At 67.0% G+C, this 14,334-nt stretch carries 16 protein-coding genes, 1 tRNA gene and 1 pseudogene; 10 read left to right on the forward strand and 8 right to left on the reverse strand.

All coding sequences use genetic code 11. The features are described from left to right. Positions 1–12: 12 nt before the first annotated feature. Complete coding sequence (gene tgt / locus BEMPMBAN_RS06830; protein WP_159229603.1) at positions 13–1,239, reverse strand: tRNA guanosine(34) transglycosylase Tgt; 1,227 nt, start codon at positions 1,237–1,239, stop codon at positions 13–15. Between the two features lie 17 nt (positions 1,240–1,256). Between tgt and BEMPMBAN_RS06835 the strand changes: the two genes are divergently transcribed. Further along, a complete protein-coding gene (locus tag BEMPMBAN_RS06835; protein WP_159229604.1) occupies positions 1,257–1,706 on the forward strand; it encodes a lipoprotein LpqH in 450 nt (149 codons plus the stop codon). A gap of 131 nt (positions 1,707–1,837) precedes the next feature. Further along, positions 1,838–2,302: a lipoprotein LpqH gene (locus BEMPMBAN_RS06840; RefSeq protein WP_159229605.1), complete on the forward strand. Its 465-nt coding sequence runs from the start codon at positions 1,838–1,840 to the stop codon at positions 2,300–2,302. Between the two features lie 22 nt (positions 2,303–2,324). Here the strand turns inward: BEMPMBAN_RS06840 and BEMPMBAN_RS06845 are convergent, their stop codons facing one another. Continuing rightward, positions 2,325–2,681 carry a DUF732 domain-containing protein gene (locus BEMPMBAN_RS06845; RefSeq protein WP_159229606.1) on the reverse strand — a complete coding sequence of 119 codons (357 nt, stop codon included), beginning with the start codon at positions 2,679–2,681 and terminating at the stop codon, positions 2,325–2,327. Positions 2,682–2,796: 115 nt separating this feature from the next. Between BEMPMBAN_RS06845 and BEMPMBAN_RS06850 the strand changes: the two genes are divergently transcribed. Continuing rightward, on the forward strand, positions 2,797–3,180 hold the full coding sequence (locus BEMPMBAN_RS06850; protein ID WP_159229607.1) for a hypothetical protein: 384 nt from the start codon (positions 2,797–2,799) through the stop codon (positions 3,178–3,180). Here BEMPMBAN_RS06850 and BEMPMBAN_RS06855 read toward each other — a convergent pair. Beyond that, the gene (locus BEMPMBAN_RS06855; RefSeq protein ID WP_159229676.1) at positions 3,171–4,193 is read right to left on the reverse strand and encodes an NAD(P)H-dependent amine dehydrogenase family protein; all 1,023 of its coding nucleotides are present in this window, start codon (positions 4,191–4,193) and stop codon (positions 3,171–3,173) included. The genes BEMPMBAN_RS06850 and BEMPMBAN_RS06855 overlap by 10 nt on opposite strands. 72 nt (positions 4,194–4,265) lie before the next feature. Between BEMPMBAN_RS06855 and BEMPMBAN_RS06860 the strand changes: the two genes are divergently transcribed. From BEMPMBAN_RS06860 to BEMPMBAN_RS06870, 3 genes are read left to right on the forward strand one after another with little or no spacing between them, the layout of a single operon-like run. Next, positions 4,266–5,183: an NAD(P)H-dependent flavin oxidoreductase gene (locus BEMPMBAN_RS06860; RefSeq protein ID WP_159229608.1), complete on the forward strand. Its 918-nt coding sequence runs from the start codon at positions 4,266–4,268 to the stop codon at positions 5,181–5,183. 54 nt (positions 5,184–5,237) lie between these two features. Further along, positions 5,238–5,579, forward strand: a complete 342-nt coding sequence (locus tag BEMPMBAN_RS06865; RefSeq protein WP_159229677.1) for a hypothetical protein — start codon at positions 5,238–5,240, stop codon at positions 5,577–5,579. Positions 5,580–5,598: 19 nt separating this feature from the next. Then, positions 5,599–6,090 carry a DUF309 domain-containing protein gene (locus BEMPMBAN_RS06870; protein WP_159229678.1) on the forward strand — a complete coding sequence of 164 codons (492 nt, stop codon included), beginning with the start codon at positions 5,599–5,601 and terminating at the stop codon, positions 6,088–6,090. Here the strand turns inward: BEMPMBAN_RS06870 and BEMPMBAN_RS06875 are convergent. Both BEMPMBAN_RS06875 and BEMPMBAN_RS06880 read right to left on the reverse strand, forming a co-directional pair. Continuing rightward, complete coding sequence (locus tag BEMPMBAN_RS06875) at positions 6,077–6,835, reverse strand: DeoR/GlpR family DNA-binding transcription regulator (RefSeq protein ID WP_159229609.1); 759 nt, start codon at positions 6,833–6,835, stop codon at positions 6,077–6,079. The two genes, BEMPMBAN_RS06870 and BEMPMBAN_RS06875, sit on opposite strands and share 14 nt — an antisense overlap. 21 nt (positions 6,836–6,856) lie before the next feature. Beyond that, the gene (locus BEMPMBAN_RS06880; RefSeq protein WP_159229610.1) at positions 6,857–8,857 is read right to left on the reverse strand and encodes a PTS mannitol transporter subunit IICBA; all 2,001 of its coding nucleotides are present in this window, start codon (positions 8,855–8,857) and stop codon (positions 6,857–6,859) included. Positions 8,858–9,117: 260 nt separating this feature from the next. Between BEMPMBAN_RS06880 and BEMPMBAN_RS06885 the strand changes: the two genes are divergently transcribed. The 4 genes and pseudogenes from BEMPMBAN_RS06885 (at position 9,118) to BEMPMBAN_RS06900 (ending at position 13,014) form a co-directional block, all read left to right on the forward strand. Further along, positions 9,118–10,203 (forward strand): zinc-dependent dehydrogenase, encoded by a 1,086-nt coding sequence (locus BEMPMBAN_RS06885; RefSeq protein WP_159229611.1) that lies wholly within the window; start codon positions 9,118–9,120, stop codon positions 10,201–10,203. 129 nt (positions 10,204–10,332) lie between these two features. Continuing rightward, on the forward strand, positions 10,333–10,506 hold the full coding sequence (locus BEMPMBAN_RS06890) for a CsbD family protein (protein WP_159229612.1): 174 nt from the start codon (positions 10,333–10,335) through the stop codon (positions 10,504–10,506). Positions 10,507–10,606: 100 nt separating this feature from the next. Next, positions 10,607–11,143 (forward strand): annotated as a pseudogene (locus tag BEMPMBAN_RS06895) (hypothetical protein); the annotation flags it as partial. Between the two features lie 86 nt (positions 11,144–11,229). Beyond that, positions 11,230–13,014: an FAD-dependent oxidoreductase gene (locus BEMPMBAN_RS06900; protein ID WP_159229614.1), complete on the forward strand. Its 1,785-nt coding sequence runs from the start codon at positions 11,230–11,232 to the stop codon at positions 13,012–13,014. Between the two features lie 110 nt (positions 13,015–13,124). On the opposite strand, the gene BEMPMBAN_RS06905 is transcribed toward BEMPMBAN_RS06900, so the two are convergent. From BEMPMBAN_RS06905 to BEMPMBAN_RS06915, 3 genes are all read right to left on the reverse strand, one after another. Then, a tRNA-Ser gene (locus tag BEMPMBAN_RS06905) sits at positions 13,125–13,215 on the reverse strand. A gap of 127 nt (positions 13,216–13,342) precedes the next feature. Beyond that, a complete protein-coding gene (locus tag BEMPMBAN_RS06910; RefSeq protein ID WP_159229615.1) occupies positions 13,343–13,792 on the reverse strand; it encodes a nucleoside deaminase in 450 nt (149 codons plus the stop codon). Between the two features lie 16 nt (positions 13,793–13,808). Then, a complete protein-coding gene (locus tag BEMPMBAN_RS06915; protein ID WP_159229616.1) occupies positions 13,809–14,333 on the reverse strand; it encodes a tRNA adenosine deaminase-associated protein in 525 nt (174 codons plus the stop codon). Position 14,334 lies beyond the last annotated feature (1 nt).

Consider the following 14,334-nt stretch of genomic DNA (forward strand, 5'->3'; position numbering starts at 1 on the left):
AGACGGTGCTGGTCAGGATCGCGTCGAGTAGTAGCGACCCAGCACGTGCTCACGGAGCTCGTCGAAACGGCCGGTCCCGATCGAATCCCGGATGTCGTCGACGAGGCGGATGATGAACCGCTCGTTGTGGATCGTGCACAGCGTGGAGGCCAGCATCTCCTTGGATTTGAACAGGTGGTGCAGGTAGGCCCGGGTGTAGTTGGCGCAGGTGTAGCAGTCACAGTCGGCGTCGACCGGGGTGAAGTCCCGGCGGTAGCGCGAAGCGGTGATGTTGTACCGCCCGGTCGCCGAATACACCGCGGCGTTGCGTGCCACCCGCGAGGGCGATACGCAGTCGAACGTGTCGGCGCCGGCTTCGACGGCGGCGAACAGGTCGTCGGGCTCGCTGATCCCGAGCAGGTGACGCGGTTTGTCGTCGGGCAACTCGCTGCTGACCCAGCCGACGATGGTGGCCAGGTTCTGCTTCTCCAGCGCTCCGCCGATGCCGAAACCGGCGAAGCCCAACCCGGCGAGCCCGCGCGCGGCCTGCCTGCGCAGATCCTCGTACTGCGCGCCCTGCACCACCCCGAACAGTGCCTGCGGCGGCTTGTCGCTGCGCAGCTGCGACAGCCTGCGGTGCTCGGCCACACACCGCACCGCCCACTCGTGGGTGCGCTGCACCGAGCGTTCCTGGTAACCCCGGGTGTTGACCAGCGTGGTCAGTTCGTCGAACGCGAAGATGATGTCGGCTCCGAGTTGGTGCTGGATCCCGATGGAAACCTCAGGGGTGAACCGGTGGGTGGACCCGTTCAGGTGCGACCGGAACGTCACGCCGTCGTCGTCGACGTGGGCGAGGCGTTCCTTGCCGTCGGCGATGATGTCGTCGGTCTGCACGCGGGTGGCGTCCATCGAGAGCACCTTCTTGAACCCGACACCCAGCGACATCACCTGGAACCCGCCGCTGTCGGTGAAGGTCGGCCCGGACCAGTTCATGAACGCGCCCAAACCGCCGGCTTCGTCGACGATGTCGGGACCGGGCTGCAGGTACAGGTGGTAGGCATTCGCCAGAACCGCTTGCGCACCAAGTTCTCTCATGGTCTCGGGAAGCACGGCCTTCACGGTGGCCTGCGTGCCCACCGCGATGAACGCCGGCGTGCGGATCTCGCCGTGCGGGGTCTGGATCACCCCGGCCCGGCCCAGGCGCCCCGGCAGTTCCGCTTCGACGCGAAAAAACGGAACACTGACATTCGGGGCGGCCACGTCGTAGATTCTGCACTGTGATCACACGATGGGCCCTGACGGCCGGGATCGCGGCGGTTGCCCTCGCCGCCGGGTGTTCGTCCTCGCAGCCTCCCGTGTACGACCCACCACCGGGCGAGCTCATCGCGGGAACGGCTCAGGTGACCGTCAACGGTGAGGACATCGGCACCACCGAATCGGTGCAGTGCAGCGAGGCCGGGCCCCTGACCACGATCACCACCGGCGAGGGTGGCGAATCCGCCGGAATCTCGGCGTTGCTGGCCAGCGAGGACGAACTCATCGTCAAGAACGTCAGCGTCCGTGACCTCGGCGGGTTCACGGGCAGCTTCAACGCCGGACTGGGCGGCGAAGCGACGGTGACGATGGCCGGACGCACCTATTCCATCGACGGCACCGCCGAGGGCTTCGAGACCGCGAACCCGAGCTTTCGCACGTCAGGGACGTTCAAGATCAAAGTCGCTTGCTGAGCAGCCTGCCGGTGGGCCTCACCTGCGCTGACCGATTTTCGGAATCGACCTGAACCTCATCGAGTCGCCGACCATACTGCGTGAGATGGTCCGCCGGTGTTGACGGACCACACGACAAAAGGAGAACCCTGGTGAAGCGTGGATTCGTAGTCGCCGCCGTCGGCGGTGCGGCGATCGTCATCGCAGGTCTGTCGGGCTGTTCGTCGGACGAGCAGTCCGGAACGTCGGGAGAAACATCGTCTGCCGCCGCAGCGGACGGCACCAGCACGGTGACGATCGACGGCCAGGACCAAGAGGTCGCCGGTACGGTCGTCTGCTCGGACATGGGTGGCAACACCAACATCGCGATCGGCGACGCGACGACCGGTATCGGCGCGGTGGTGACCACCGGTGACGATCCGACCGTCCAGTCCGTGGGCCTGGGCAACGTCAACGGTGTCTCGCTCGGCTACCAGGCCGGAACCGGCCAGGGCGAGGCCACGGCCGAGAAGGACGGCAACACCTACAAGATCTCCGGAACCGCCACGGGTGTCGACATGGCCAACCCGATGCAGCCGGTGAACAAGCCGTTCGAAATCGAGGTGTCCTGCCCGTAGCAGGTCAGGCCGCCGGCGCGCGCTAGAAAGGCGTGTAGCCGGCGGCCGACTGCCGCAACTGCCAGATCTGCGCGGGGCACAGTTCGTTGACGGCCTGATTGATCAGGTAGCCCGCCTGGTAGTAGTCGGTGGTGTGGAAGTCGGCTTTCACCTGGTCGACGAGTTCGGAATACCCCATCTTGGCCGAGACCCGGTCGCAGATGCTCTGGCCGTAGCCGATCGCCGCCTCGGCGTTGGGGAAGTTGTACCCGGGCCGGACGTGCACATTCACCAGGTAGGCGACGGTGTCCGCGTTGGCCGCCGGGGGCGAGACGAGAGCGCCCGCTGCGACCACGCCGGACATCACACCCACTGACAACACGCCTACCAGCGATTTCATGGAACATGACCTTACGCCTCGGCGTGCCCGCAGGTGGCGGTTCCCAGGGCACTGCGAGAGGCAATGCGAGCAAACATCGCTCACGACCGTGCCCCCGCGACCTACGCTATGGGCCATGAAGTCGATGGCTACGGCTGTAATCGTCGCTGGTCTGCTCGCCGCGCCCCTGGGCGGGCTGGGCATCGGGGCGGGTACCGCCTCGGCGACGCCGACCACCTGCGACGGCGCCGACTGCGTGCCGTATGTGGACCACAGCGCGCAGTTGGGTGCGCAGTGCAATCAGACCACGCGCTACAACTTCGGCATGGATGCTTCCGGCAATACGCTGGCGTGCAACTCGAAGAGCCAGTGGGTGTCCTTCACGCCGCTGGTCGGGGTGCGCACGCTGAGGTCGCCGTGCGCGGAGCCGTCGGCGGTCGCGCAGAGCCCCGACGGTGTCCCGCTCAAGTGCGACGGCGTGGCGTGGAACGCCGACTACTGGGTGATGTTCTACGGCTGAGCCGAAAAGCCCGCACGACTGCGGATCAGCGGGAGCGTCGCCGTCGTCGCGAAGCCGGGGGGTGCGGCGCAGACCGCCGGGACCGCATTGAGCACCTGCATCGCGGTGGCCACGTTCGCCGATCGGACATGCTCTTCCATGCTCGCCGCACGGCTGAAGCTGGCCAGCGACAGGAAGTGGGTGCGCATCGACGGGTCACCCTCGATCGTCAGCGTCCAGCCGTGTTGCGGGCTCGGCCAGTGCCTCGGGTACTCGCCGCCCACCGTCCACAGGGTTTCGATCTCCACCAGCGGCACCCCATCGCGCATGCCCGCCCAGTTCCACCGCTGGCCGGCCGTGGTGCCGGCGCGCAGCAGATGATCGAATATCTGGTGATCCTCTTGCGCGGCAACGGCTTCGACCGTCGCGGTGACCTCGTCGAGCTGCGCACCGAGTGAGTCGCCGATAAACCAGACCTGTTCGGCGAAGATCGAACTGTTGAACGCCAGGAACTCGGTGGCGGTCGGGCTGATCGCGTCGACGGGCTGGCCGAACGCCATGTTGTCGAACGTGATCCCGGTGCTCTCGTACACCGACCAGTCCGCCCGCTCCTGCAGGGTGATCTTGTCGATGGTGCGGCTCATGCCGGAAAGCGCGAGCGGGAGCACACCGGACAGGTTGCCGGGGTTGATACCGCTGCCGTGCACCGAGCTCGCACCCGCCTCACATGCCGCAAGTACCCGGTCGCGATCGGCGGCCTGCATCCGCTGCGGATGGAACATGAACGCCGTGGTGGCGACGTTCTTGCCGCTCGCCAGCAACGCGCACACCTCGTCGACGCGCGCGGTTCGCGGCGTGTAGAGCACGCAGTCCGCCTCGAGAGCGAGAATGGCGTCGGCATCGGTGGTCGCCGGCACGCCGATCGGGGCACGACCGGCGAGCGTTCCGATGTCGATGCCGCCCTTGTCCTCGGAGTACACCTTCGCGCCGATGAGCTGCAGATCGTCGAGGTGGTCGAGGATGGCGGTCATCATCTCGGTTCCGACCGCGCCTGTCCCCCACTGGATCACCCGGTACACGCCCCGGACCGTAGCAGGATGGGCGGGGTGACCAATCGAATTCAGGAGCTTCTCGGTGTCGAGTTCCCGGTCGTCCAGGCCCCGATGACCTACATCGCCCGCGCTGAACTCGCCGCGGCGGTGTCCGAGGGCGGTGGGCTCGGCGTGATCGAGACGCTGACTCCCGAGGGCCGGGCCGACCTGCTGCGGGTGCGCGAACTCACCGACCGGGCGGTGGCGGCCAACCTGATGATCCAGGGATGGAAGCGGGATCCGTCGATCGTCGACGTGCTGGCCTCCGCGGGTGTGCAGCACGTGTTCACCTCGGCAGGGGATCCGGCGCTGTTCACCTCCCGGCTGCATGACGCCGGCATGACGGTCGTTCACGTCGTGGGCTCGTTGAAGGGAGCGATGAAGGCCGCCGACGCCGGCGTGGACGCACTTGTCGTCGAGGGAGTCGAGGGCGGCGGATTCAAGTCGGCGCTGGGCGCTTCGACGATGGTGCTGCTGCCGCTGATCGCGGAGCGCGTCGGGCTGCCCGCCATCTGCGCCGGCGGGGTGTGTGACGCCCGGTCGGCCGCGGCGGCGGTGGTGCTCGGGGCCGAGGGCGTGCAGATGGGTACCCGCATGCTCGCCAGCAATGAAGCGCTGGTGCACGCCAACTTCAAGGACGCGATCGTCGCCGCCGACGACGCCGGGACAGTGCTGCTCGACGTTCCCGGCAACCCGACGATGCGGGTGCTGCGGACCGGACTCGCCGCGCGCCTGAGCGAACACGACTCCGACGCGCAGTTGCTCGGACGGATCACCGAGCTGTACTTCGGTGGTGACCTAGAGGCCAGCGTGGCCAACACCGGTCAGGTGTCGTCGCGCATCACCGAACTCCATCCGGTGGCGGACATCGTCCGCCGCACCTGGGGTGACATCGAGGCGGTCCTGCACGACGCCAGGTCGCGGCTCGATTGAGCGGTTGCGCAATGGGGCACACTCGTGGGCATGAACGTGGAGATGAACGCTGACATGGACGGCGACAGGGACGACGCAGGCCCCGACGGCACCCTGGGCCCCAGTGAGTCGCTGGACTCCGACGAGGTTCGCAACAACGACGGCGACACCGTCGTCGATCCGCCCGACGAGTGGATCGACGCCGAGGAGGACGAGACGCTCGACGAGAGGCTCGCGGCCGAGGTCCCCGATGTATTGCCCCGCGGCGAATTCCAGGACGAGCGGCCCACCCACAGGACGTCCGGGCAGATCGACGGCACGCCCGAGGACGGCGACTCGCTCTACTCCGTCGTCGACGAAGACGAGAAGGAGCGCGTCCCCGGAGACGAAGAAGCCGACTCCATCATCGAGGATTAGGCGACAGAAGGTGGTCCTGATCACCGAACAGAACAACCGCGATCGCGACGAATCCGGCCGGCCCCGCAACACCCGCGCCCGGGACGCCCTGGGCCGGCCACTGCCTGCGGGCAGTGCCGGGGTGCCCCGGATCCCCGACGATCTGGACCTACCGCCGGCCCGATCGCTTTCCTACGCGCAGGATCTGCTGAACCAGGGCCTGGCGTTCAACGCGCACGAAGTGCTCGAGGCAGCCTGGAAGAACGGCCCCGCCGACGAGCGACCGTTGTGGCAGGGCCTGGCCCAACTGGCGGTAGGCGTCACCCACATCCAGCGCGGCAATGTCGACGGTGCGATCACGCTGCTTCGCCGCGGATCGCTGCATCTGGACACGGTGGATCAGCCGCGGCCCCACGCCGTGGACGTCGACGGCCTGCTGGCGTGGGCCGCGGCGCTGGTGGACGATCTTGACGCGGGCGCCGACATCGCAACACCGCGGCTGCGCCCGGCGTTGACCGTCACGCCCGGATGACAACGGGCCCCAGCGCCTCGTACCGGCGCGCTTCGGCGGCGTCGAGTTCCGAGCCGGTGACGATCGACTCGAAGTCGGCCACCTTCGCGAAGCGGCAGAAGCTGCTCTCCCCGAACTTCGAGTGGGCCGCCACCAGGATCGGCCGCCGCGCGACCCGGACCGCCGTGCTCTTCACCGCCGCCACCGCCGGATCCGGTGTCGTCAGCCCGTGCTCGAGCGAAATACCGTTGGTGCCAAGGAAAGCCACGTCGATCACCAGGCTGCCCAACATGTCCAGTGCCCAGTGATCCACCGTCGCCAACGTCCTACCCCGTAACCGGCCGCCGAGCAGCAGCACGGTGACCGAACGGCTGTGTGCGAGCGCCTCGGCGGCCAGCAGCGAGGCCGTCACGATCGTCAGATCCTGCTCGGCCAGCCTTTCGGCGATCAGCCGAGGCGTGAAACCCTCATCCAGATAGACCGTCTCGGCGCCGTGCAGCAGTTCCGCTGCGCGCGCTGCCATCCGGTGCTTCTGCGCGAGATCGACCTGGCTGCGGTACTCGACCCCTGACTCGAACGCTGCCGTCTCCAATGGAACCGCACCGCCGTGCACCCGCTTGAGCAGACGGCGGCCGGCCAGCACCTTCAGATCCCTGCGGATGGTCTCGCTCGCGACGTCCAACTCCGTCGCGAGCGAGGCCACCTCCACCCGGCCACGCGTGCGCGCGAACTCGACGATCCGAGTCTGCCGGGTGTCCGAATCCACCGACGTCACGGTAGTCGGCAGCTACTTCTCACCACTGGTGAGGATGGCCTTGACCTCCTCCACCGACTTCGCCTCGCGCAACCGGGCCACGTCGTCGGCTTTGAGGAACACGCCGGCGATCTGGGTGAGCAGCGCCATGTGATCCTTGCCGGCTCCGGCGATTCCGACGACGAACTCGGCGGGCTTGCCATTCCAGTCGATCGGCTCGGTGTAGCGGACGAATGACAGACCGGTGCGTCGGATGGTGTCCTTGGCCTCGTTGGTGCCGTGCGGAATCGCCAGGCCGTTGCCCATGTAGGTGGAGATCGACCGTTCGCGCTCATGCATGGCGTCGACATAGGCCGACTCGACCGCACCGGCGGCCACCAGCAGCTCACCGGCCTCGGTGATCGCGTCAGCGGCGTTCTTCGCCGTCCCGTTCAGCACGATCGACTCCAGCGCCAACACATCGGAATCACCGGCGGACTCCTCGGCCGCTGACTCCTCGGCCGCTGCGGCCGGCGCGGCCCCGCCACCGTTGGTCTGCTCCAACTGCTCGACGATCTCGTCGTACCGGGGACTGCTCATGAAGTCCTCGACGGACACGTGCGCCGCCGAGGGTGTCTTCTGCCGGGCCCGATCGGTCAGGTCCCGGTGCGAGACCACGAGGTCGTAGGTGTCGCTCAGGTTGGAGATCGCCGAGTTGGTGACCTTGATGTCGCCGAAGCCGGCCTTCTGGATCTTCCTGCGCAACACCGAGGCGCCCATCGCCGATGAGCCCATGCCGGCGTCGCAGGCGAACACGATGGTGGAGATCGGACGCGTGGCGGTGGCCACTCCGCCCTGCCCGGCCAGAGCCGACGACACGCTGGACTTCTTGCCCTTGAGGGATTCCATCTCCGCGGTCGCGGCGGCCAGGTCCGGATCGTCGGTCGCCTTGTCGGTCTTCAACAACAGCGAGGCGACCACGAACGACACTGCGGCCGCGCCGAACACAGACAGCGTCACGCCCAGATAGCTGTCGCTGGCGGTCTGCGCGTACACCGCGATGATCGATCCGGGCGCAGCGGGTGCCCGCAGGCCCGAGCCGAACAGCACGTTGATGAACACGCCGGTCATGCCGCCGAGGATGGTCGCGATGATCAGCTTCGGCTTCATCAGCACGTAGGGGAAGTAGATCTCGTGGATGCCGCCGAAGAACTGGATGATCGCAGCGCCCGGCGCGGATGCCCGGGCGATACCGCGGCCGAAGACCATGTACGCCAACAGGAGTCCCAGCCCGGGGCCGGGGTTGGCCTCCAGCAGGAACAGGATCGACTTGCCCGTCTCCAGCGCCTGCGTGGTGCCCAGCGGGGTCAGCACCCCGTGGTTGATCGCGTTGTTCAGGAACAGCACCTTGGCCGGTTCGATCAGGATCGAGGTCAGCGGCAACAGGTTGTTCTCGACCAGGAAGTCCACCGCGTTGCCCGCCAATCGGGTGAACGCCGAGACGATGGGCCCGATCCCGAAGAAGCCGAAGATCGCCAGGATCATCCCGAGGATGCCCGCGGAGAAGTTGTCCACCAGCATCTCGAAGCCGGGGCGGATCTTGCCCTCCCACAGCGCGTCGAGTTTCTTCATGCACCAGCCGCCGAGCGGGCCCATGATCATCGCGCCCAGGAACATCGGCACGTCAGCGCCGGTGACGACACCGATGGTCGCGATCGCGCCCACCACCGCGCCGCGGTTTCCGTGGATCATCCGGCCGCCGGTGTATCCGATCAGGATCGGCAGCAGGTAGGTGATCATCGGGCCGACGATTCCGGCCCCGTCGTAGGCGCCCCACCCGCCGATCTTGGCGACCCAGCCGTCCGGGTCCCTCAACTCGGCGAATATGCCCTGTAGCCAGCCCTGCTCGATGAACAGCGCGGTGATCAGGCCCCAGGCGATGAACGCCGCGATGTTGGGCATGACCATGTTCGACAGCGCGGTGCCCAACTTCTGCACATGCACTCGGGCCCCGGTCCGCGGCGGCGCGTCCTGCGGGATGGCTGGAGCTGACATTTGAAGTCCTCGATTCTGACGGCGATGTTCGGCGATGTTCCGTGTTGTCTGGCGGTGTCTGGCGTTGCCTGGTGTTGTTGCGTGGCCGGTGACGCCGGTCACATGTTGTTATTAGACCCGACAAACGGGCATCAATGCAAGCATTCGGTCAAAAATGGTCAGCAATTTCGGTGGTTTTATGCCCGGATCGGCGTTAGAGTGCTTTAGAGCACAGCAGCTGCGCAGCGGTCTCAGCGTCGTCTAGTCGAGAGGATCACCCCATGAAGGCATTGCGGTTCTACGCACCCGAGGACGTCCGGCTGGAGGACGTGGCCGAACCGGCGTGCGCGTCCGACGAGGTCAAGCTGCGGGTCCGCAACTGTTCGACATGCGGCACCGACGTCAAGATCTTCTACAACGGCCACCAGAACCTGACGCCGCCGCGCACCATCGGTCATGAGATCGCCGGCGAGATCGTCGAGGTCGGCGCCGACGTGAATGCGACCTACGGCAGCAACTGGAAGGTGGGCGACCGCGTCCAGGTGATCGCCGCGGTCCCCTGCGGCGACTGCTACGAGTGCCGGAAGGGCTGGATGGCGGTGTGCCAGAACCAGACCTCGATGGGCTATCAGTACGACGGCGGTTTCGCCGAATACATGATCGTTCCTCGCCAGGTGCTCAAAGTCGACGGCCTGAACCGCATTCCGGACAATGTCGGTTTCGACGAGGCGTCGGCCGCCGAACCGTTCGCCTGCGCCATCAACGCCCAGGAACTGCTCGGCATCGAAGAGGGCGACACCGTGGTGGTGTTCGGTGCGGGCCCGATCGGCTGCATGCACATCCGCATCGCGCGCGGTGTGCACAACTGCGGACCGGTCTACCTCGTCGACGTCAACGCGGCCCGGCTGCAGATGTCGGCCGACGCGGTCGCACCGGAGGAGATCATCAACGGCGCCGAGGTCGACGTGGTCGAGCGGGTCATGGAGCTGACCGGGGGGCGCGGCGCGGACGTCGTCATCACCGCCACCGCGGCCAACGTCGCGCAGGAACAGGCCATCTCGATGGCGGCCAGAAACGGCCGCATCTCGTTCTTCGGCGGGCTGCCCAAGACGAATCCCACCATCAGCTGCGACTCGAACGTCGTGCACTACCGCCAACTGCACATCCACGGCGCCAACGGGTCTGCGCCCGAACACAACAAGCGCGCCCTGGAGTACATCTCCACCGGCCAGGTTCCGGTCAAGGACCTGATCACCCGCCACATCCCGCTGGACGACGTCCTCGAGGCATTCCAGATCGTCAAGAACGGCGAGGCCATCAAGGTGACCGTGGAGCCGGCACCCGCGGAGGTCGCGGCGGGGGTGTAGCCCGTGGGTCGACGAGTGACGAGTGTGACGTCACACCTCCGATGAGTTTCAGCAGGGCGGCCCCGAGGTACCCGCCCTGCATGGTTCGACTACGAGCCGCAACCCATCTCGACCGAAGGAGGCGCACCAGTGAGCGCTGACGACAAGACCAGCAACAAGATCGACGACCTCGGCGGCAAGGCCAAAGAAGGCCTCGGCAAGGTGACCGGCAACGAGGACACCGAGAACGAAGGCAAGATCGACCAGGCGAAGTCCAGCCTCAAGGACGCCGGCGAGAAGGTCAAGGACGCGTTCAAGAAGTAACCGCGTCACCGACTCCGAGTCAGCCCGTCACCCCGTCAGGTGGCGGGCTGACTGCTGTCGGTGACGGGTGCGTCTCGGTCCGGTGGCGATGCGATGTCACATGGCGACGGACGGCGACGGCGCTGCCATCATCTGTCGAGTGCCATCGAGAAGAGCGACGACGACAGAGACCGAGTTGGCTGCGCGGATGGCGGCGCTCGCCTCGCTCGGCGTTGCGCTGATCCACTTCGCGGTCGCCGCGACGCACTGGCAGCAGTGGCCGACGTCGGGTCTGTTCTTCGTCTGCATCGCCGTGTTTCAGCTGACCTGGGCACAATTGGTGCTGGTTCGAACGAGCTCGACGGTGCTGGCCGCCGGCGTCCTGGTCAACATCGGAGTCATCGCCCTGTGGGTCCTGTCCCGGACGGCGGCAGCACCTGTCGGGCCCCGTACCGGCGAGCCCGAACTGGTGCACGCCGCCGACCTCTGTGCGCTGCTGCTGGAGATCTATGTCGTGATGGGGGCCGGTTGGGTCTGGTACCGACGCCGCCGCGGAGAATCGATCCCGGCGTTCGCCAACACGATCGTGCTCCTCGGTGCAGGCGTGGTCATGGCTGTCGCGTCGACGGTCGGAGTGGCCTCTGGTCTGCAGCACGGCGGGTGACATCGTTTGGCTCTGGGAGTTCAGCCCTGTCCTGCAGAACTCGGGTCCGGGTAACCCACTGAGGTCTAGGCTGCATCGACATGGCCGATCACTGGGGGGCCTCGGGCATCTCGCGGCGCGGTTTCCTCGCTGGAGCATCGACGTTTGCGCTGGTGAGCGCGGCCTGTTCGCCGTCGGATGGCGGTGGCACGGCCTCGACGAGCGCCACCCCCGTGGACGGCTTGCCGACTGAAGCCGAGTGGGCGGCGCTGCGCGAAGAGGTCGGCGGCCGGCTGATCAACGTCGAATCGCCGCTGACGTCCTGCACGGCAGACATGACGAGCGATGACTGTTCGAGTGTGCTGGAAAACCTCAGAAACCCCTTCTGGATCGAGGAGCAGCCCGGGGTGTCGCAGACGACCGGTTGGCTGGGCGCGTGGCAGAACCAGGTCAGTCTGTACGCGGTCGCGGCCGAGAGTGCCGACGATATCGCCGCTGCGGTGAATTTCGCGCGCGACAAGCGGGTACGGCTGGCCGTGAAGGGCACCGGGCACGACTATCTCGGCCGTTCGAACGCGCCCGATTCGCTGCTTGTCTGGACACAAAATATGCGGGAGGTCACCTTCCACCCCGAGTTCCGCCCGGCCGGAGCAGACGCCGCCCGTCCGCCGGTGTCGGCGCTGAGCGTCGCCGCTGGGGCCCGATGGCTGGAGGCTTACCAGGAGGCCACCGCGAACGGGGTCTACGTACAGGGCGGCGGCTGCACCTCGGTCGGGGCCTGCGGTGGCTTCACCCTCGGCGGAGGATTCGGTAACTTCTCGAAGCGCTTCGGCAGCGGCGCCGGGGGTGTGCTTGAGATGGAGGTCGTGACGGCGGACGGGCAGGTGCGCATCGTCAACGAGGCCCAGGACGCCGATCTGTTCTGGGCGCTGCGGGGCGGAGGCGGCGGCACGTTCGGCATCGTCAGCCGAATCACTTACCTCGCGCATCCGATTCCGCAGACCGTGGGTTCTCTCAGCGGCACCATCACAGCGTCCGGGGATGACGCCTTCAAGGACCTGCTCGGTCGCTTCGTCAGGTTCTTCCCCGGCGCGCTCATCGACGGGTCGTGGGGTGAGCAGATTGCGGTCAAGCCCGACAACTCCCTAGAACTCTCCGTGGTGTGGCTGGACCTGACCACCGAACAGGCACGCGCGGTGTGGGAGCCCTTCACCTCCGAGTTGCAGGCCGACGGCCTGGCAACCGTCGACCTCGACTTCGAGAGTCATCCGTTCCGCGATTTGTGGAATACCGCCTACTGGCAGCGGGTCGCCCCCGAGACGATCACCCTCGATCCTCGCCCTGATCAGCCGAGTGGTCAGTTCTGGTGGGCGAGTAATCAGGGCGAGGTATCGCAGTTCATCTTCAGCTACCTCTCCCGGTGGCTCCCGCTGAAGATGTTCGTCGACACTCCCGACGATCTCGTAGACGCCCTATTCGAGGCTTCGCGGCTCGCCCGGGTCAGCATCCACATCAACAAGGGCTTGGCCGGCGCCTCGGAAGAAGTCCTGGCGCGGGAGCGGACCACAAGCATCAACCCCGCCTGCCTGGCCGCGGCGGCGTTCGCCACGATCGGATCACAACAACCCACCGCCTACCCCGGGATCGTCGGCCACGAACCCGACCTCACAGTCGGACGCAAAGCCGCGGAGCAGACGAACGCCGCGATCGGAATCATCCGCGACGCCACCCCGGGAGCCGGCACCTATTTCAACGAAGCCGACTACTTCGAACCCGATTGGCAGCATGCCTTCTGGGGCACCAACTACGACCGGCTGTTGTCGATCAAACGGAATGTGGATCCCGACAACCTATTCCGCGTTCACAACGGCGTCGGCAGCGAGTAGGCCAGCCGCAAGCCCGAGAGCACCTCGGGTGTGATCGATGCCATATCCGCATGCGCACACCCGGCGAAGAACGCAGAAGTCGCCCACCTGCGCTCACAGGCGGGCGGACTTGGCGGTGGCGGAGGGATTTGAACCCTCGGACGGGGGTTACCCGTCACACGCTTTCGAGGCGTGCTCCTTAGGCCGCTCGGACACGCCACCGCGTGGCAGCTTACCGATGCACCGCCCCACATCCCAAACCGCTGCCTGCCAGCCACACGAAAGTGAACTGGCGGTCGTTGAACCGGCCCAACCACAGCCGTGGGTTCACACTCGGCGAAGGGCAGCGTCACCGTTGGCGGGCGAAGAACCCTTCCAGCAGGTCGGCGCACTCCTCGGCCAGCACTCCCCCGCGCACCTGGGGCCGGTGCGTCAACCGGCGGTCGCGCACCACATCCCACAGCGAGCCCACGGCGCCGGTCTTCGGTTCCCACGCCCCGAAGACCACACGGGCGACCCGCGCCATCACCAGCGCGCCCGCGCACATGGTGCACGGCTCGACGGTGACAGCGAGCGTGGCTCCTTCCAACCGCCAGCCGTCGCCCAGCACCCGCGCAGCCGCGCGCAGCGCGAGGATCTCCGCGTGCGCGGTGGGGTCGCCGAGCTCCTCGCGGGCGTTGGCCGCCCGGGCCAGCTCGGTTCCGTCGGCGCCGAGGACGACCGCGCCGATCGGCACGTCGCGGGGCCCCACCGCAGCGGCCGCGTCGAGGGCCGCGCGGATCAGGTCCTCGTCGGTCACCGGCTATCGGCGGGGGTCACCGGCCGAGGCGGTCGAGAACCGCCGCCAGTTCGTCCGCGAAACCCATCTCTCTGGCGATCCGGCCGATCTGCTCGTCGGCGTAGAGATCGTCGCTCTCGTCGCAGATCACTCCCAGCACCGCCTCGGGCAACCCGATGTCGGAGAGCACCCGCAGGTCGCCCTCCTCGAAAGGATCGGCGCTTTCGAGGTCCTCGTCCTGGATGTCGGCGTCGAGCTTCTCCAGTACCTCGGCGGCGATGTCGTAGTCCAGCGCCGCAGTGGCATCCGAGAGCAGCAGCCGGGTCCCCGAAGGAGCCGGACGCACGATCACGAAGAACTCGTCGTCGATGTCCAGGATTCCGAAAACAGCTCCGGCACTGCGCATCTCACACAGTTCCGTCTCGGCGGCGGACAGACTGGTCAGAGCTGCGCGCCGCATCGCAGTGCATCGCCATTTGCCGTCCTCCCAGACGACGGCGACGCCGAAGCCGTCAGGCACATCCACGGACCTCTTCTGCGGCTGTGCACTCTGCGCTCCCATG

It is taken from the genome of Mycolicibacterium austroafricanum, from assembly GCF_902705885.1.
In the GTDB taxonomy this organism is placed as follows: Bacteria; Actinomycetota; Actinomycetes; order Mycobacteriales; family Mycobacteriaceae; genus Mycobacterium; species Mycobacterium vanbaalenii_A.